This is a genomic window from Janthinobacterium sp. RA13 (genome assembly GCF_000745325.1).
In the GTDB taxonomy this organism is placed as follows: domain Bacteria; phylum Pseudomonadota; class Gammaproteobacteria; order Burkholderiales; family Burkholderiaceae_D; genus Janthinobacterium; species Janthinobacterium rivuli.
The window spans coordinates 3080473-3098111 of sequence record NZ_JQNP01000001.1 but is presented as its reverse complement, the minus strand read 5'-3'; the positions used below and the strand labels follow the sequence as shown (position 1 = coordinate 3098111).

The following is a 17639-nucleotide window of genomic DNA, read 5'->3' as shown; positions in this document are numbered from 1 at the left end:
CACTTGTTATCGGAGCACCGCCTTGAAAGAAATTGATATCCGCCCGGCCAGCGAAGCCGACTTCGACGCCATGTGGGACATCTTCCACACCCTGGTGGCCGCCGGCGACACCTATTCCTTCCCCGCCGACACGACGCGCGAAGCATGCCACGCCTACTGGTTCGGCCCCGGCGTGCAAAGCTTTGTCGCCATGATGGGCACGGAGCGCCTGCTGGGCATGTACAAGCTGGTGGCGAACCAGCCGGGCCATGGATCGCACGTGGCCAATGCCTCGTTCATGGTCGACCCGGCCGCGCAGGGCGTCGGCGTGGGGCGCCTGCTGGGCGTGCACTGCATGGAAGAAGCGCGCCGCGCGGGCTACCTGGCGATGCAGTTCAACTTCGTCGTCAGCACCAACCTGGCCGCCGTCACCCTGTGGAAAAAGCTGGGCTTCACGGTCGTCGCCACCCTGCCGCTGGCCTACCGCCACGCGCAGCTCGGCTATGTCGACGCCTACGTGATGTACCAGCTGCTGACCGACCCGATGCAGTGGCCGGCATGAGCGGCGCCGCGACAGAGCCGATGACCGTGATCGAGACGCCCCGTCTGCGCCTGCGCACCGCCAGCGTCGATGACGCGGCGTTTTTCCTCGGGCTGGTAAACGAGCCGACCTGGCTGGCCACCATCGGCGACCGTCAGATCCATACCGTGGACGCGGCGCGCGCAGCGCTGGAAACGGGCCCGATCGCGCAGCAGCAGGAACTCGGCTACTCTTTCTATATCGTCGAGCACCGCGCTGACAACGTGGCGATCGGCATGTGCGGCCTGATCAAGCGCGCCACCATGCCGGGTCCCGACATCGGCTACGCGCTGCTGCCCGCGTATTGCGGCCAGGGCCTGGCCTGGGAGGCTGCAGCTAGCGTGCTGCGCCATGCGCGCGACGTGCTGTGCCTGCCGGCCGTATATGGCCTCGTGTCGCCGCAGAACCAGCCTTCGATCAACTTGATCAACAAGCTCGGTTTGCGCTTCGAACGCTTTTCGCGCCAGCCCATCGTCGGCAAGGACATCAATATCTATCGCAAGAGTTTTTCTTAATCAATTCTCAGGCACCGCGTCCAGGTCGAACCATCGAACTGCATGACATCCTTGGCTCCGATGGACCACATGATGCCGTCGGCCGCGCTCAGGTGATAACAGGTCAGCGGCACGTCGTCGCCGAAGTCGACGGGCTTGAGCTTGCCGTCCTCGAGCCGGTAGACGCAATGGGTGGAAGACACATAGAGCTGTCCATCGAACACCTCCATGCCCCAGAGGTCTTCCTGCGTGCTTTCATGTTCGATCATTTCCCATTGGTCATGGCGTCCGCGTAGCAAGGTGCCCAGCTGTCCGCAGGCGTAGACAAAGCCATCGGGTGCGCAGCGAACCTTGTGGAGAGCGAGCTGGGTCGGGCTGTTCTGCCGGGTGAAGAGGGCGCCGTCGTATTGCCAGATTTCGCCTTCCCAGCCGACGGTATAGATTTCCTGTTCGCTGTAGCCATCGATGGACTCGAAGCTGGTGTCGGTGATCGGGGTGTCGCCGACCTGGGCGCTCTGGTCGATGCATCGCCACTGGTCTTCGTCTTCGCGAAGATAGGCCTGCCGGCAGGTGCCCACGGCATAGGCTCGACCGTTGGCGATGCCACGGATTTCACGCAGCGGGCCGCGTTTTTTGGGGTCTGCGCCGCAGCTGGCAATGGATTCTTCCAGTACAGTGCCGCCACCACTGGCTTCTACTGACCCATCGGTCCCCAGCGCCAGGTAACGTTCGGCCGGCACATGGCAGACTGTTCCGGAACAGGCGAGCCATGGCACTGTGCTGGCGCCCCAGGTTCCACAATCCAGAGAAATCAGTAACGAACCAGTGTAACCCTCGCTGATAGAGAGGTCGTCCGTAGTAATCAAATAGCCGAGGTCTGAGTAGCGAACGACTCCGGTACCAATGCTGAGTCCGCTGAATCGCGGGTCTCGAGAGTCCATGTTGGTCTCCTGATATGAGTAATTAAGTTCTTGCTTTCACGAAACCTTGACGGACTCGGTGGCGTGACAGCACCGCGTCCGTCTTGATCGGTACAAAACGCATGCCGGGCCGGGTCACCGCTTCGCAGATCGCTTGCGCATCGGCAGCATTGTTCGTCTTGACGTGCGGCTTGACGAATTGCGGCGCCATCAGCTTCCATCTTCATGGTAGCCGCTTCTTTCGTTTGGAGCCGGATACGCCCCCTGTTTGGGCACCTCAATACCGTTTGAAGGAGGGCGTCCGGTCCATTAGAACATTTACTTGAGGAACAGATCGCGGTCCGGCGCGAAATGCGCGTACAGGGGCAGGAAGGCGCCGCCGACGGCGCGCGCGTCGGAGCCGACGGTGCCGGCGAGCACCTGCGGCCGGGTGATGCCTTCCCAGCTGTAGCATTCCAGCGCGCGCTCGACCTGGGCCAGCAGCTGCTCGAGCAGGCCGCGGTCGAAGGAGCCGTCGATGATCACCCCCTCCAGGTCGAGCAGGCAGGTGGCGCTGTTGATGCTGAGCGCAATGGCCCGCGCCGCGTCGTCGAGCCAGGCGGCGGTGTGCGTGACGAAGGGTTCCTGCAGCGCGCGCCCGTCGTGCGCGGCGGTCGGGTCCAGCCCGGCCAGGATGAACAGTTGCTCGAGGTTGAACAGGGAGGCGTCGCCCAGCAACTGGCCCGGCGGGTTCCTGGCGCCGGCGGTGGCCATGCCGAGCGGCAGGGAGCCGACCGCGCCGGCGTTGCCGTGCAGGCCGCCGTGCAAATGACTGTTGATGACCAGGCCGCCGCCGATGAAGATGTCGACGAAGACGTACAGGAAGTTCTTGATGCTGCGCCCGCGCCCGAGCACCAGCTCGGCGACGCAGGCGGCGGCCGTGTCCTTGGCGAACTCGACCGGCAACACCGTCATCGCCTGCACGCGCTGGCCGATGTCGATGCTGTCCCACGCGTTGGCCTGCTCCGGCGCCATCTCGAGCAGATTCTGCCAGCCGCCCAAGCCCAGCGGCGCGGCGATGCCGACGCCGCACAGGCGCGGCAGCAACTTCGGTCCCAGCAGCACGGCCATGCTTTTGAGCGCCGACTCGATCTGGCCGAACACGGTGTCGGGGACGGGAAAGGAATAGGGAAACGACAGGCGCTCGCGTGTCTTGCCGACGAAATCGACCAGCAACACGTCGAGGCTGCGCCGGCCGATCTTGATGCCGATCGAGAAGGCGCCGTCCGGATTGAGCATGATGGGCACCGACGGCTGGCCGACCTTGCCGCGCACGGGCGCGCGCTTGCTGACCAGGCCGTCGTCCAGCAGGCGGTTGATGATCAGGGAAACCGTTTGCGTGCTCAGGTTGGTTAGCCGGGCCAGGTCGGCCTTCGGCATGCTGCCGTGCAAGCGCACGGCCTGCAGCACCACCCGCTCGTTGAACTGGCTCATGCCCATCTGGTTCGAGCCGCGCGGCTGCAGCCATGGAACATCGTCGATGGCTGCTTGCGGCGCGCACGCCTCTTCGGTAAAGCTGTCTGACATGGCGGGGCGGGTCCGATTTCTACAGGCGTAAAAGAAGGACATTTTATTACATATCCGACGCCCCGCCAGTGAAGCAGCTTTAGCGCTTGGCCCAGATCGACTTCAAAGGCCAGATGGTCAGCTCTTTCAGTGTTGCCGCGCCGCCCACGGCGAACAGCGCGACACCGTTGCTGGACGGTTGCGGGAATATCTGGTCGGTCAACACCACCTCGTTGCCCGCAAATACCATCACCGACGAGGTGTCGACCACGATGCGCAGGTCCACCGTGCCGGTGCGTAGCGGCAGCGGGGCGGTATGGCGGGCGGCAAAGCTGGCGTTGAAACTGGCGTCGCCCGATTTGCTGCGGTCGATGTAGACTTCGCCCGCTACCGCGTCATAGCCGATGACGGTTTCTTCGCCATTCGCGCCGGTGCGCACCTTCAGGCCAAAACCGGTGGCACTGCCCGGCTGGAATTTGGCCACGATGTCCAGGGCCTGGCCCGGGGCGGGGGCGATGGCGAGTGCTTGTACGCCGGCGGCCACCGAACGGTCCTGGGCGCTGTACAGCGCTTTGCTGCGCAGTGTGCTGAAGTTGTCCACCGGCTGCTGCACCAGCCGTACCTGGCCGGCTATGGTGCGCAGCGTGAATTCCCGGGCGAAGGTCTGCGCGCTGCGCCATGGGGTGGTGGGCGTGTTGCCGGCGTAGTCCCAGTTGCTCATCCAGCCCAGGCCGATGCGCTTGCCATCGGGTATGCCGTTCCAGGTCACGGCGGCATAGAAGTCGGCGCCGTAGTCGAGCCAGTTGGCTTCCTCTTTGGCGCTGTCCGAAAAGACGATATGGTCGACCAGGATATGGCCCCAGCCGCCCGTGTTGTTGTCCACCACCTGGATCTGCGCGCTCTTGCCCCGGTAGGCGTCCACGTTCCAGCTGCGCCAGTTCAGGGTTTCGGCATTGGCGCCGGTTGCGCTTTTGACCACCTGGCCGTTGACCAGCAGGTTGACCGTCGTTTCATCGCTGACGGGCTTGGCCGGCTGGTCCGATGCCTCGAACACGTCGGCAAGAATGTGTCCCCAGGCGCCGTCGTTGTCGTCGATGATGACGATCTGGGCCTGCTGTCCGGCGAACTCGCGCACGTCCCAGTTTGTCCAGTTCAGTTCGGAGTCCGCTCCGGTGGCGCTGCGCACCACCTTGCCGTTGACCTTGAGCACTACCGCCACAGGATTCGGGCTGTTATAGGGATGGTTGCCGCCCCCGACGAGGAAGTTGATATAGGCCCTGGAAATGGTGAAGGTGGGCGACGTCAGGCTGCCCTTGGGCGTGTCGCCGGCACCGAAGAAGGAATTGAACACACCCGCGCCCAGCTTGCCGGCTGCCGCTTGCCTATCGGCGTCGCTTCCTGCGGCAACCTTTTGCCCCACCAGGTCGCCGGCGGGCGTCCAGCCCAGGTCGGCGTAGGTGGCATTGGCCGGGCCTTCAAAACCGGCGCCCGGGAACAGCAAGGTTCCCGCAGGCACCGTGCCGTCGCCCGCACCGGCCAGGCGCGGATGGCGCCCGCCGCCGACCATCAGATTGATGTACTTGCTCGTGACGGTAAAGGCGGGCGAAGTGAGCGTGCCCGTGGCGCCGTCATCCTTGCCCAGCCGGTAGGTGTCGAGCAACTGGCTGCCCTGGTTGTCGGCCACGCCATGCGAGGGGACCACGGGCGTCTTGCCTGCAAAGTCGCCCGTCGATGTCCAGCCGGTGGCATCGAAGCTGGCCGCTTCAAAGTCCTGGTAGACGGTGCCCGTGGGCGGCTTCTTGTCGATCACGCTGTTGGCGTCGGCCACAAAGCGCGTGCCGTCGAATTTCCCCACAAAATAATGCGCTCCGGAACCGCCAGCCACCGAGCCGGGGTTGATGTTGATGTTCATCACCCATTTGCGTTTGCTGGCGTCGCCATCGACGGGCAGCTCGAACAGGTCGGGACATTCCCAGATGCCGCCGACCGCGTTGACGGGGCCAAAGGCGCTCATGTAGGTCCAGTCGCGCAGGTTTTTGGACGAGAACAGCAGCGCCTGGTGCTTCTCCGAGGCCACGGCAACCATGACCCATTTTTGCTCCGGTGCATACCAGAAGACTTTTGGATCGCGGAAATTTTGCCCTTCGGTTTCAAACGGCGCCGGTGGCGCGGCAATCACCGGGTTGGCGGCGTACTGCGTCCACGTGCGTCCCCGGTCCAGGCTGTAGGCGATGGACTGGGACTGGGTGTTGGGGGCGAGCACCTGTCCGTTGGCCAGCGTTTTTCCTTGCGGATACACGCTGGTATAAATGGCCACCATGGCAGGATTGCCGGCGCTGCCAAGGCCGCTGGTATTGTTGGTGTCCACCACCACGCTGCCGGAGAAGAACATTTGCGTGAGCTTGCCGCCAGCGTCTTTTTCGGCCGTCAGGGCGACGGGCAGCTCGTTCCAGTGCAGCAGGTCGGTGCTGACGGCGTGGCCCCAGGACATGTCGCCCCAGGTATTGCCGTTCGGGTTGTACTGGTAGAACAGGTGGTATTCGCCGTCGTGGTAGACCAGTCCGTTGGGATCGTTCAGCCAGTTTTTGGCGGCGGTGTACGAGAGCTGGGGGCGGTAGGTTTCAAGGTAGCTGGACTGCGGCGGTCCGCTGCTGCTGTCGCTATCGCTGCCGCAGCCCACGAGCAGGGTGGCAAGGCAAGAGGCGAGAACAGGGAAGTGCTTTGACATGGTTGTCTCCTTTATTTTATTTTTTACTCCAGCTGCACGTTTCTCAGCCCGCCAGCGGCTCGCTGATCACACCTTTCTTGAACAGGAAATTGGCGTATGGTTGCATTTCGCCGATCTGCACGATGGCGTAGGCGCCCTTGACGCGTTCGTAGAAGGCGAAGCGCTCGACCGCCTCGCATTGCTCGGGCGTGGCGGCGCCGGTGGCGGCGATCTGCTCGAGCATGGTGCGCTGCAGCGCCGACAGGTAGCCGTCGGCGGTGTTGCATACCTTCATGAAGGCGACCGGCTGGTCCACCATGGCGTCGAGCGGAAACACCGACAGCAACGCCGCGCTGGCGCGCTGCAGGTCGATGCCGGGCAGGCGCACGAGCGGCTTGCCCTGGCCCAGGGTCTGGCTGGTGAAGTTGGCGTCGACCAGCACGACTTCCTCGCCATGTCCCATTTCGCACAGGATCTTCAGCAATTCCGGGCTGAGCAGCGGATCGATTCCCTTAAGCATGGGCTACTTCCGGAAATTCCTCGGCGCTCTTCGCGCCCGTCATCACCGCCACCGTGTCGGACATGCTGATGTGCTTCGGGTTCAGCACGGCGACGCGCTTGCCCAGGCGCTGCACGTGGATGCGGTCGGCGATCTCGAACACGTGCGGCATATTGTGGCTGATCAAAATCACCGGCAGGCCGCGGTCGCGTACATTGCGTATCAGTTCCAGTACCATATTGCCCTCCTTTACGCCGAGTGCGGCGGTTGGTTCATCGAGTATCACGACATGTTTGGCAAACGCCGTGCTGCGCGCCACGGCCACGCCTTGGCGCTGGCCGCCAGACAGGGTGCCGACGGCTTGCTTCATCGAACGGATGCCGATTTTCAGATCGCGCATATGGGCTTCCGCCTCGGCCAGCATCCGCTTCTTGTCGATGCAGCGCAGGAAGCGCGACAACATGCCCTTGCGCAGCAGTTCGCGGCCGAGGAACAGGTTCTCGGCGATCGTCATGGCTGGCGCCACGGCCAGGTCCTGGTACACCGTCTCGATGCCGTAGCGGCGGGCGTCGATCGGCGACTTCAGATGGATCGGCTTGCCGTCGAGCAGCATCTCGCCCTCGTCGGGGACGAGGGCGCCCGACAGGGCCTTGATCAGCGAGGACTTGCCGGCGCCGTTGTCGCCGATCACGGCGAGTATTTCTCCCGGCAACAAGTCAAAATCGGTGCCGTCGAGCGCGGTCACGCTGCCATAGCGCTTGACCAGGCCGCGGGCCTGGAATACCGGTTGCACATGTGTCGTCATGCTCATCAACCTTTCTTGTGTGTCAGTTGATCGGTGGCCACGGCCAGGATGACCAGGATGCCCGTCACCAGGATCTGGTACACCGAGGACACGCCCATCAGGGTCAGGCCGTTGCGGAACACGCCAACGATCAGCACGCCAACGAGTGTGCCCATGATCGAGCCACGCCCGCCGAACAGGCTGGTGCCGCCGAGCACGACGGCAGTGATGCTGTCGAGGTTGTCGGTCTGGCCGCCCTGCGGGTCGCCCACGCCCATGCGCGCCACGGACATCAGCGCGGCGATGCCGTAGCACATCCCGGCGATCATGTAGACGCCCAGCAGCACTTTATTCGTGGCGATGCCGGTCAGGCGGGCTGCCTCCGGATTGTTGCCGACGGCGTAGAGGTGGCGGCCGGGCGCGGTTTCGCGCAGGTACAGCCAGGTCAGCACGTACATGCCCAGCATCAGCACGGTGCCGTAGGTGAAGGTGGCCTGGCCGAGCTGGAAGGTGTTGCCGAAATATCCCATTGCTTCCGGCAGGCCGGTGACGGTCTGGGCCTGCGAGTACAGCTGCGTGACGGCGAAGGCAATGTTCATCGTGCCCAGCGTGACGATAAACGCCGGCAGCTTGATCGAAGTGACCAGCGCGCCGTTGATGAAGCCGATCAGCACGGTGACGGCGATGCCGCACCCGATCGCGAGATAGGGGTTCATGCCGAGGTCGACGGCGAATTTGGTCATGATGACCGAGCCCAGCGCCATGGCCATGCCGCAGGACAGGTCGATGCCGGCGGTCAGGATGATCAGGGTCTGGCCGATGGCGATGATGCCGACGACCATGACTTGCTGCAAGATCAGGGAAAAATTCTGGCTGCTGAGGAAGCGGTCGCTCTGCGACGCAAAGAACACGCAGGCGGCGAGCAGGGCAATGACCGGGCCCAGTTTGGAGAGCGGCGGCAGAAATGTCGGGACGGTGGAACGCATCTGTTATCCATATTCAAGAGGGAAAAAAGGAGGCGCGCAGGCGGCCGCGCGCCGGCAAGGCACGCAGCCTTGCCGAACGTGGCCGCCTGCGTGGATTTACTTGCCCCAGCAGGAGTTCAGGCCGAACGCCGTGTCGCGGCTCTCGATGCCTGCTTGCTGCTTGTCGCTGATCAGGGTGACGCCGGTGTCGACGTAGCCGCTGGCCTTCTTCCCGTTCTTGGCGTACTCGACGCCGGCTTCGACGCCCAGGCCCGCCATGTTCAGGGGATACTGCTGCGCGGTCGCCGCGATGACGCCGGCCTTGACGTCGCGCACGCCCGCGCAGCCGCCGTCGACCGAAACGATCATCACGTTCTTTTCCTTGCCCAGGGCCTTGAGCGCCTTGTAGGCACCGGCAGCGGCCGGTTCGTTGATGGTGTACACGAGATTGATGTCGGGATTTTTCTGCAGGCAGTTTTCCATCGCCGTCTGGCCCTTGCCCTGGTCGCCGAAGCTGTCGGCCATGCACACCACGTCGGCGGTTTTCGCCGGCCCGACGGTCTTGGCGCTGATGCCCGGCGCGCCAAAGCCGGCCAGGAAACCGTTGTGGCGGGCTATCCCCACCGGATGGCCGGGGAACAAGTCCAGCATGGCGATCTTGACGGGCTTGCCGGCGAAGGCGGCTTTCGCGTATTGGCCGATCAGCAAGCCGGCCTTGTAGTTGTCGGTGGCGAACAGCGCATCGGTGGCGTCCTGCGGCTCGGTCGGGCTGTCGAGGGCGATCACCAGCACGCCGGCCGCGCGCGCCTTCTTGATGGCAGGCACGATGGCTTTCGAATCGCTCGGGGTGATCATGATCGCCTTGGCGCCGGCGGCCACCATGTTCTCGATCGCCGTCACCTGGCCGGCGTTGTCGCCGTCGGCGCGCCCGGCCGCCGTCAACAGCTTAGCCCCCTTCAGTTTCGCGCGTTGCTGCGCGCCTTCTTTCATCTTCACGAAGAAGGGGTTGGTATCGGTCTTGGTGATCAGGCCGACGATTGCTTCCTCGGCCATGGCGGCGCCGCCGGCTGCCGTCAGGACAGCCAGTGCGATGCATTGTTTGACGTTCATTGTGTTGTCTCCAGAATCTATTTATTTTTTACCGGGAGGCAATTGCCTCGGCCTGGGGGCGGCCGTCAATGCGGTGCCCGAGCCAAATATACGCTCGGCTAATTAATAAATCAAGCGGCTTTATATATTGTGTGTGGTAAAAAAGATCAGCCCATCGCGGCCGGCATGGAGGCCTTTTTGCTGAAAAATAGTATTTGAAAACTGGCCGCTTTTGCAGTGGTGGCAGATGGACTTTGTTTTTATAGTTGGCATACCGGTGGAAAACCGCCGGACTATAAAAATGGAGACGTGTTATGAAAATCATGACTGCTGTTGCATGGGGCGCCCTCATGTCCGCCGGGTTTGCAGACGCCTCGGCGCAAAGCTGCTCGGTGCCCGTGCTCAAGGTGCTGGCGCAAAAAAGCCTGGGCCTGACGGTGATGGAAAAGACCCTCGCCGAGTATGAAAAGAAAAGCGGCACCAAGGTACAAATCAGCTATTTCGGCGAAAACGACCGCCGCTCGAAAGCCCGCCTCGACGCTTCCACCAAGGCCGGCTCCTACCAGATCTATTACATCGACGAAGCCAACGTGGCCGAATTCGCCACGGCCGGCTGGGTCGTCCCGCTGCTCAAATACCTGCCCAAGGACGCCGATTACGACGACTTCCTGCCGGGCCGCCGCGCCGTCGCCTCGTACAAGGGCGTGGCGTATTTCGCGCCCCTGATCGGCGGCAGCGACTTCCTGTTCTACCGCCGCGACCTGCTGGAAAAGGCCGGCATCGCCGTGCCGAAGACGCTCGATGAACTGGTCGCCGCCGTCAAGAAAATGAACAGCCCGCCGAATGTGTATGGCTGGGCGGCGCGGGGCCAGCGCGGCTCGGGCATGAATGTCTGGCGCTGGGCGCCGTTCATGCTGGCCGCCGGCGGCAAGTGGGAAAACAACGGCGTGCCCGCCTTCAATTCGCCGCAGGCCGTCAAGGCCACCACCCTGTACCGCGACCTGTTCAAGTATTCGCCGCCGGGCGGCGCCACCTACGACTGGAGCAATGCGCTCGAAGCGTTCAGGTCGGGCAAGGTAGCCTTCATGATCGAATCGACGCCGTTCGCCGACTGGATGGAAGACCCGAAAAAATCCTCGGTGGTCGACAAGGTCGGCTATGTACGCCCGCCCGCGCCGCTGGCGTCTGCCGCCTACGGCCATGGCCTGGCCATCTCCGCCACGGGTGCCAGGGATGAATGTACGCGCCAGGCGGCCGGCAAGTTCATCGCCTTCGCCACGAGCAAGGAGCAGGAACAGGCGCGCCTGAAGGACAACGTCTTCAGCGACTACAACCGCACGAGCACCATCAACAGCGACTACTTCCGCAAGCACGTCAAGCCGCAGATCCAGGCGGGCCTGACGGACACCACGCCCGTCTCGCGCGTCACCATCTGGCCTAGTCCCGAGTGGCCGGATATCGGCGACAACCTGGGCGTCGTGCTCGAAGAAGTCTTTACGGGCACACGCGGCGACGTGCAAAGCGCGCTCGATGAGGCGAATGAGTATGCGACCGAGGTGATGGCGCGGGCGAAGAAACGTAAATAACTTCTTTCACCCCAATACCTGAACAGCTGGGGTCGGACGGGGACGCCTAGTCCCTCAGGGTCCGACCCCGGTATTTCGCCTTTGGGGTTAAAGCCAGCGCTTGCCTATCCTCGCCCGAAAGCTTATTTCTATGCCACGCTCCATCCATAAAAAACGCCACACCTGGCTGCCGGCCGTCTTCCTGACCCTGCCGCTGCTGGTCCTGCTGGTACTGGGCCTGGTGCCCAGTATCGCCGCCATCAACCTGGCCCTGCAAAACCGCGTGCTGCGCTACAGCGACAGCGATTACGTCGGCTTTGCCAATTTTCTCCGCCTGTTCGGCGACCGCCGCTTCGTCAATGCCGTGCAAGTGTCGGCCATCTGGGAAGTGGTCACCGTGGCCGGCTCGCTGATCGTCGGCGTGCTGCTGGCCGTGTTCCTGTTTGAAAAAGTGAAGGGCCGCACACGGGACGTCATCGCGCTGCTCTTGATCGTGCCCGTGCTGCTGCCGCGCGTGTCGGCCGCCTTCATCTGGAAGTTCATGTATTCGCCGTTGATGGGCATCCTCAACTGGATGCTCGAATGCGTGGGCCTGGGCGGCACGGCCCTGCTGTCCGACCCCGCCACGGCCCTGTACGCGGTGGCGCTGGTCGACATCTGGCAGTGGGGCCTGTTCTTCGGCGCCGTCATCCTGAAACTGCTGGAAACCCTGCCCGGCGAACCGCTGGAAGCGGCGCGCCTCGATTACGCCAGCACCTTGCAGGTGTATGCGTACATCGCGCTGCCGATGCTCAAGGTGCCCATCATGAGCCTCGTCTTCATCAAGATGGTCGAGTCGCTGCGCTCGTTCGACCTGATCTACGTGATGACCAAGGGCGGCCCCGGCATCTCCACCGAAACGCTGGACATGTACGCGTATGCGCAAGGCATCGGCCTGATGGGCAAGGTGTCGTACGCGTCCAGCATGGCCGTGCTGATGATGCTGGCCACGACAGTCATCTTCACTTTACTCTGGAAGCGAGTCGCCAAATGGGAAAACTGACTTTGACGCGCGGCGTTGGCGCCGTCACCACCACCGCCATCACCACGCTGATTGTGCTGGTGGCGCTGTTCCCCATCCTGTGGGCCGTACTCAATTCCTTCAAGGAGCTGATGGATATCGTCACGCCCGTGCCGCGCTTTTTCTTCAGCCCGACCTTGGCCAACTACAAGCAGGTACTGGCCAGCCCGGAAGTGCTGACGGGGCTGGGCAACAGCGTGGCCATCGTCGGCGTGGCCGTGTTGCTGGGCGCCGTGCTGGGCGTGCCGGCCGCGTATGCGATCGCCCGCTATCCGATCCCGGCCAAGAAGGATATCCAGTTCTTCCTGCTGTCCCTGCGCTTTTTGCCGCCTGTCGCCGTCGCCATTCCCTTGATCTCGATCTGGATCGACCTGGGCTTGTACGACTCGCGCCTGTCGATGGTGGTGACGTATCTGCTGGTGACCCTGTCGACCATCATCTGGCTGTCGATTCCCGCCTTTGCCCGCATTCCGAAAGAGATCGAGGAAGCGGCGGCGCTGGACGGCTACGGTCCTTACCAGGTGTTCTGGCACGTGGCCCTGCCGGTGGCCTCCAAAACCCTGATGGGCGGCATCGTCTTCAGCTTCGTGCTGGTCTGGAATGAACTGATGATCGCGCTGGCGCTCACCTCGTCGAAAAGCATGACATTACCCGTGGTGGCGTCGGCCTTCACGTCGATGGGCCAGGAAGTGCCGTGGGGCGTGGTGAACGCTTCCACCGTGCTGCTGGCGCTGCCGCCGCTGCTGTTCGTCGGCATCCTGGGACGGCTGCTCAACTCCATGCTCAAACACAAATAAAAGGAATTCATCATGCAAGCACTCGTACTGGAACACGCGCATTCCATCACCTTGCGCGACATCGACCTGCCACTGGCCGTCGGCCCGCGCGACGTGAAAATCAAGATACATACCGTGGGCATCTGCGGCAGCGACGTGCATTACTTCAAGCACGGCAAGATCGGCCCCTTCGCCGTCGAAGCGCCGATGGTGCTCGGTCATGAGGCGTCCGGCGTGGTGGCGGAAGTGGGCAATGAAGTGACGCACCTGAAGGTGGGCGACCGCGTCTGCATGGAGCCGGGCGTGCCGCAGTTCGATTCGCCGGCCACCATGCGCGGCCTGTACAACCTCGATCCTGCCGTGCGCTTTTGGGCCACGCCGCCCATCCACGGTTGCCTCACGCCGTACGTCGTGCATCCGGCCGCCTTTACCTTCAAGCTGCCCGACAACGTCAGCTTCGGTGAAGGCGCCATCGTCGAACCGCTGGCCATCGGCCTGCAGGCGGCGAAAAAGGCGGCCATCAAGCCCGGTGACGTGGCCGTGGTGATCGGTGCCGGCACCATCGGCGCCATGAATGCACTGGCGGCGCTGGCGGGCGGCTGCTCGCGCGTGATCCTGGCCGACCTGGTGCCGGAAAAGCTGGCCCTGTTCACCGATAACCCGGCCGTGACCACGGTCGACGTGCGCCAGGCCAGCCTGGCGGAAACGGTGCGCGACTTGACGGACGGCTGGGGAGCCGACATCGTTTTCGAGGCCAGCGGCAGCATGCGCGCCTACGACAACATCGTCGACTTGCTGTGTCCGAACGGCTGCCTGGTACTGGTCGGCATGCCACCCGAGAACGTGCCTTTCGATATCGTCGCCATCCAGGCCAAAGAAGTGCGCATCGAATCGGTGTTCCGCTACGCGAACATCTTCCCGCGCGCCATCGCCTTGCTCGCTTCCGGCAAGATCGACGTCAAGCCCTTCATTTCGCGCACCTTCGGTTTTGCCGATGGCGTGCAGGCGTTCGAGGAAGCGGCCCAGGGCCACCCGCGCGACGTCAAGATTCAAATTGAACTGGCAGGAGACTGATCATGGCAAATATCACCTGCAGGCAGCTGCACAAGACGTATGACGAGAAGACGGCCGTGCTGCAGCCGTTCGACCTGGAAATCGATGACGGCGAGTTCATCGTCCTGCTGGGGCCATCGGGCTGCGGCAAGTCGACCCTGCTGCGCATGATCGCGGGCCTGGAAGACATCAGCGGCGGCGAGCTGTTGATCGGCGGCGCCGTCGTCAACGATTTGCCGCCCCGCGCGCGCAACGTGGCGATGGTGTTCCAGAACTACGCGCTGTATCCGCACATGACGGTGTACGACAACATCGCCTTCGGCCTGCGCCGCCTGAAAGTGCCGAACCACGAGATCGAGCGCCGCGTGCGCGAGGTGGCGGCCATCCTCAGCCTGGACAGCCTGCTCGAGCGCAAGCCGCGCGCCATGTCGGGCGGCCAGCAGCAGCGCACGGCCATTGCGCGCGCCATGATCAAGACGCCGCAGGTGTTCCTGTTCGATGAACCGCTGTCGAACCTCGACGCCAAGCTGCGCGCGCAGCTGCGCGCCGACATCAAGCGCTTGCACCGGCGCCTGCGCACCACCACCCTGTACGTCACGCACGACCAGCTCGAAGCGATGACCCTGGCCGACCGGGTGGTGCTGATGAAGGGCGGGCATATCGAGCAGATCGGCACGCCGGCGGAACTGTACAACCATCCGCGCACCCTGTTCGCGGCAGGGTTCATCGGCACGCCGGCCATGAACTTCATCGATGGCGTCGTCGAAAAAGACGGCGGCCAGACGGTGCTCGTGTGCGCCGGCTACCGCTGGCCACTGGTCTCGTTCCGCTTCGCGGCGTTGCAGGCCGGTGCGCGCGTGGTCTTCGGCCTGCGCCCGAACCACTTGCGCGCGGCGCTGCCGCAGGAGCCGGCGGGTACGCATGGCCTGGCGTGCGCCATCGACCTGGTCGAGCTGCTGGGCGCCGAAGCGCTGATCAGCTTCCAGTGCGGCTCCTTGAGCCTGTCCGCGCTGCTGCCGGCGAACGCGGCCAACAGCGCGGCGCAGGTGGGCCAGAGTCTGGCGCTGGCTTTCGATGAAGAGCATATGCACCTGTTCGACGCCGACAGCGGGCTGGCTTTGGCGCTCAGTGCTCAGCTAAGTGGTTAGAATAGCTGGCAACGAGACCGCGCAAGGGAACTGCCGTGACGCCTGACCTGGAACTGATCCACAAACCGATCCACGAATCGTTTCGCGCGTGGGCGCACGGCTTTCCGCACACTGTGGCGAAATGGCATTTTCATCCCGAGTACGAACTGCACTTCATCATCACGTCAAACGGCAAATTTTTTATCGGCGACCATATCGGCAGTTACGGGGCGGGCAATCTGATCCTGACGGGGCCGAACCTGCCGCACAACTGGGTCAGCGAACTGCCGGAAGGCGTGATCCTGCCCGAGCGCGACCTGGTGCTGCAGTTTTCCGGCGACTTCATCGAACGCTGCGCGCTGCTGTTCCCGGAAATGGCGCCCCTGAAAGCCCTGCTGGGCGAGGCCGGCAGGGGCTTGCAATTTCCCGATGCGCTGGGCCTGCGCCTGGTGCCGCTGATGAAGGAATTGACGACGGCGCAGGGCTTGCGCCGGGTCGAACTGTTTACGCGCCTGTTCGGCGAGCTGTGCGAGTGCCGCGAGCGGCGGCCCCTGGCCAGCGTCACTTACCTGGCGCAGGCGGGCCGCTACATGTCGTCGACCATCAACCTGGTGCTGGCGTATATCAAGCAGAACATCACGCTCGATTTTTGCGAGCAGGACGTGGCCGACGTGGCGGAAATGAACACCTTGAAATTCACGCGTTTCTTCCGCAAGCATACGGGCACCTCGTTCATTCAATACGTCAACCAGGAGCGCATCGCACTGGCCTGCGAGCTGCTGATGAACACGGACATGAAGGTCACCGATATCTGCTACCGCACGGGCTTCAACAACCTTTCCAATTTCAACCGCCAGTTTTTGGCGCACAAGCAGATGTCGCCGTCGAAGTTCCGCTCCTGCCTGCTGATGAACATGCCCGAGCCGTCCGGCGACGGCCATTCTTAACTTTCTTCTGGAATCAAATGACATATCTCGGTATCGATATCGGCACCTCCGAAATCAAGGCCATCCTCACCGATGACGCCCAGGCCATCCTTGCCAGCGCCGGCGTGGCCTTGCGCGTGTCCAGTCCCCATCCCGGCTGGTCGGAACAGAATCCCGAAGACTGGTGGCACGCCACCCTGGACGTCATCGCCGCCATTCGCGCCGCCCAGCCGGTGGCGTTTTCGGGCTTGCGCGGCATCGCGCTGTCGGGCCAGATGCATGGCGCAACCCTGCTCGACAAGCAGCAGCACGTGCTGCGCGCCGCCATCCTGTGGAACGATACGCGCGCCTTTGCCGAATGCGTGGAACTCGAGGCCTTGGTGCCCGAGTCGCGCGCCATCACGGGCAACCAGGCCATGCCCGGCTTCACGGCGCCCAAGCTGCTGTGGCTGCAAAAGTACGAACCGTCGCTGTTCCGCGCCACGGCCAAGGTCTTGCTGCCCAAGGATTACGTGGCGCTGCGCCTGACGGGCGAGTATGTGTCCGACATGTCCGACGCTTCCGGCACCCTGTGGCTGGACGTGGCCAAACGCGACTGGTCCGAGCGCATGCTGGCGGCCACTGGCCTGTCGCGCGAGCACATGCCGCGTCTGGTCGAAGGCAGCGCCGCCGCTGCGCCGGTGCGCCCGTCGCTGTGCCAGGAGTGGGGCATCGCGCACACGGTGCTGCTGGCCGGCGGCGCGGGAGATAACGCTGCCGCCGCCGTGGGCCTGGGCGTGGTGGAGCCGGGCGCCGGCCTGCTGTCGCTGGGGACGTCCGGCGTGCTGTTCGCCGGCAGCGACGGTTTTGCGCCCAATCCGGGCCAGGGCGTGCACGCGTTTTGCCACTGCCTGCCCGAGCGCTGGCACCAGATGAGCGTGATCCTCAGCGCCGCGTCCAGCCTCAGCTGGGTGGCGCGGCTGACGCAGTCGTCCGACATCGGCGAACTGGTCAAGCTGGCGGAAAACGTCGAGGCGCGCACGGCGCCCGTCTTCCTGCCGTATTTGAGCGGCGAACGCACGCCGCACAACGACGCCTCCGCGCGCGGCGTGTTTTTCGGTTTGTCGACGGAGCACGGACGCGCTGAACTGGCCTACAGCGTGATGGAAGGCGTGGCCTTTGCCATGGCCGATGGCAATGCGGCCCTGCGCAGCGCCGGCACGCACCTGGAAGAAGCGTCGTTCGTGGGCGGCGGTTCGCGCAGCCGGTTCTGGGCGCAGCTGTGCGCGAATGCCTCGGGCTTGAACGTGCTGCGTCACGACCACGGCGCGGCTGGCGGCACCATGGGCGCGGCGCGCCTGGCGCAGATGGCGGTGACGGGCTTGCCGCCCGCGCAGGTGTGCACGCGGCCGCCCGTGCAGGAAACGGTGGCGCCGCAAGCGTCCGCCATGCTGGACGAACGCCTGGCGCGCTACCGGCGGCTGTACCCGTTGCTGCGCGCGGAGTTCGCCGGCGCGGCAGGCGAAGGCGTGGCCGGGTAGTCAACTTTCCATTGTAATTTGTTGTTTCTATGTTGAAAGTGTTTCTCTAG

The 17639-nt window shown here is 63.8% G+C and carries 16 protein-coding genes and 1 pseudogene; 9 read left to right on the top strand and 8 right to left on the bottom strand.

The window, feature by feature from the left end; genetic code table 11:
- The first annotated feature begins 22 nt into the window (after nucleotides 1-22).
- Both FG13_RS13740 and FG13_RS13735 read left to right on the top strand, forming a co-directional pair.
- Nucleotides 23-541, top strand: coding sequence for a GNAT family N-acetyltransferase (locus tag FG13_RS13740; protein WP_035821667.1), 519 nt, complete (start codon nucleotides 23-25; stop codon nucleotides 539-541).
- Nucleotides 538-1074: a GNAT family N-acetyltransferase gene (locus tag FG13_RS13735; protein ID WP_235211730.1), complete on the top strand. Its 537-nt coding sequence runs from the start codon at nucleotides 538-540 to the stop codon at nucleotides 1072-1074. Before FG13_RS13740 ends, FG13_RS13735 begins: the two co-directional genes overlap by 4 nt.
- On the opposite strand, the gene FG13_RS13730 is transcribed toward FG13_RS13735, so the two are convergent.
- The 8 genes and pseudogenes from FG13_RS13730 to FG13_RS13700 form a co-directional block, all read right to left on the bottom strand.
- Nucleotides 1071-1994: a hypothetical protein gene (locus tag FG13_RS13730; protein WP_035821665.1), complete on the bottom strand. Its 924-nt coding sequence runs from the start codon at nucleotides 1992-1994 to the stop codon at nucleotides 1071-1073. The genes FG13_RS13735 and FG13_RS13730 overlap by 4 nt on opposite strands.
- A 25-nt stretch (nucleotides 1995-2019) precedes the next feature.
- A pseudogene (locus tag FG13_RS30080) lies at nucleotides 2020-2190 on the bottom strand (IS110 family transposase); the annotation flags it as partial.
- Between the two features lie 101 nt (nucleotides 2191-2291).
- On the bottom strand, nucleotides 2292-3539 hold the full coding sequence (locus tag FG13_RS13725; RefSeq protein ID WP_035821662.1) for an ROK family transcriptional regulator: 1248 nt from the start codon (nucleotides 3537-3539) through the stop codon (nucleotides 2292-2294).
- 79 nt (nucleotides 3540-3618) lie between these two features.
- Entirely contained in the window at nucleotides 3619-6246 is a 2628-nt protein-coding gene (locus FG13_RS13720) for a glycoside hydrolase family 32 protein (protein ID WP_051959024.1), read from the bottom strand.
- Between the two features lie 43 nt (nucleotides 6247-6289).
- Complete coding sequence (locus FG13_RS13715) at nucleotides 6290-6745, bottom strand: RbsD/FucU family protein (RefSeq protein ID WP_035821660.1); 456 nt, start codon at nucleotides 6743-6745, stop codon at nucleotides 6290-6292.
- Nucleotides 6738-7535, bottom strand: coding sequence for an ATP-binding cassette domain-containing protein (locus FG13_RS13710; RefSeq protein WP_035821658.1), 798 nt, complete (start codon nucleotides 7533-7535; stop codon nucleotides 6738-6740). Before FG13_RS13710 ends, FG13_RS13715 begins: the two co-directional genes overlap by 8 nt.
- Nucleotides 7535-8494: an ABC transporter permease gene (locus FG13_RS13705; protein WP_035821655.1), complete on the bottom strand. Its 960-nt coding sequence runs from the start codon at nucleotides 8492-8494 to the stop codon at nucleotides 7535-7537. Before FG13_RS13705 ends, FG13_RS13710 begins: the two co-directional genes overlap by 1 nt.
- 96 nt (nucleotides 8495-8590) lie before the next feature.
- Nucleotides 8591-9583 carry a sugar ABC transporter substrate-binding protein gene (locus FG13_RS13700; RefSeq protein ID WP_035821653.1) on the bottom strand — a complete coding sequence of 331 codons (993 nt, stop codon included), beginning with the start codon at nucleotides 9581-9583 and terminating at the stop codon, nucleotides 8591-8593.
- Nucleotides 9584-9876: 293 nt separating this feature from the next.
- Here FG13_RS13700 and FG13_RS13695 point away from each other — a divergent pair, with 293 nt between their 5' ends.
- From FG13_RS13695 to xylB, 7 genes are all read left to right on the top strand, one after another.
- Entirely contained in the window at nucleotides 9877-11148 is a 1272-nt protein-coding gene (locus FG13_RS13695) for an ABC transporter substrate-binding protein (protein WP_035821651.1), read from the top strand.
- Nucleotides 11149-11278: 130 nt separating this feature from the next.
- Nucleotides 11279-12169, top strand: a complete 891-nt coding sequence (locus tag FG13_RS13690) for a carbohydrate ABC transporter permease (protein WP_035821649.1) — start codon at nucleotides 11279-11281, stop codon at nucleotides 12167-12169.
- Entirely contained in the window at nucleotides 12157-12984 is an 828-nt protein-coding gene (locus FG13_RS13685) for a carbohydrate ABC transporter permease (protein WP_035821647.1), read from the top strand. Before FG13_RS13690 ends, FG13_RS13685 begins: the two co-directional genes overlap by 13 nt.
- A gap of 12 nt (nucleotides 12985-12996) precedes the next feature.
- Entirely contained in the window at nucleotides 12997-14037 is a 1041-nt protein-coding gene (locus tag FG13_RS13680) for an NAD(P)-dependent alcohol dehydrogenase (protein WP_035821645.1), read from the top strand.
- A gap of 2 nt (nucleotides 14038-14039) precedes the next feature.
- Complete coding sequence (locus FG13_RS13675) at nucleotides 14040-15164, top strand: ABC transporter ATP-binding protein (protein WP_081922571.1); 1125 nt, start codon at nucleotides 14040-14042, stop codon at nucleotides 15162-15164.
- 35 nt (nucleotides 15165-15199) lie between these two features.
- On the top strand, nucleotides 15200-16090 hold the full coding sequence (locus tag FG13_RS13670) for an AraC family transcriptional regulator (RefSeq protein ID WP_035821643.1): 891 nt from the start codon (nucleotides 15200-15202) through the stop codon (nucleotides 16088-16090).
- Nucleotides 16091-16107: 17 nt separating this feature from the next.
- Nucleotides 16108-17589 carry a xylulokinase gene (gene xylB, locus FG13_RS13665; protein WP_035821641.1) on the top strand — a complete coding sequence of 494 codons (1482 nt, stop codon included), beginning with the start codon at nucleotides 16108-16110 and terminating at the stop codon, nucleotides 17587-17589.
- Nucleotides 17590-17639 lie beyond the last annotated feature (50 nt).

Coding starts and splice junctions, on each gene's coding strand:
- FG13_RS13735 (WP_235211730.1), top strand. CDS start 538: ATGAGCGGCGCCGCGACAGAGCCGATGACCGTGATCGAGACGCCCCGT.
- FG13_RS13730 (WP_035821665.1), bottom strand. CDS start 1,994: ATGGACTCTCGAGACCCGCGATTCAGCGGACTCAGCATTGGTACCGGA.
- FG13_RS13725 (WP_035821662.1), bottom strand. CDS start 3,539: ATGTCAGACAGCTTTACCGAAGAGGCGTGCGCGCCGCAAGCAGCCATC.
- FG13_RS13720 (WP_051959024.1), bottom strand. CDS start 6,246: ATGTCAAAGCACTTCCCTGTTCTCGCCTCTTGCCTTGCCACCCTGCTC.
- FG13_RS13715 (WP_035821660.1), bottom strand. CDS start 6,745: ATGCTTAAGGGAATCGATCCGCTGCTCAGCCCGGAATTGCTGAAGATC.
- FG13_RS13710 (WP_035821658.1), bottom strand. CDS start 7,535: ATGAGCATGACGACACATGTGCAACCGGTATTCCAGGCCCGCGGCCTG.
- FG13_RS13705 (WP_035821655.1), bottom strand. CDS start 8,494: ATGCGTTCCACCGTCCCGACATTTCTGCCGCCGCTCTCCAAACTGGGC.
- FG13_RS13700 (WP_035821653.1), bottom strand. CDS start 9,583: ATGAACGTCAAACAATGCATCGCACTGGCTGTCCTGACGGCAGCCGGC.
- FG13_RS13695 (WP_035821651.1), top strand. CDS start 9,877: ATGAAAATCATGACTGCTGTTGCATGGGGCGCCCTCATGTCCGCCGGG.
- FG13_RS13690 (WP_035821649.1), top strand. CDS start 11,279: ATGCCACGCTCCATCCATAAAAAACGCCACACCTGGCTGCCGGCCGTC.
- FG13_RS13685 (WP_035821647.1), top strand. CDS start 12,157: ATGGGAAAACTGACTTTGACGCGCGGCGTTGGCGCCGTCACCACCACC.
- FG13_RS13680 (WP_035821645.1), top strand. CDS start 12,997: ATGCAAGCACTCGTACTGGAACACGCGCATTCCATCACCTTGCGCGAC.
- FG13_RS13675 (WP_081922571.1), top strand. CDS start 14,040: ATGGCAAATATCACCTGCAGGCAGCTGCACAAGACGTATGACGAGAAG.
- xylB (WP_035821641.1), top strand. CDS start 16,108: ATGACATATCTCGGTATCGATATCGGCACCTCCGAAATCAAGGCCATC.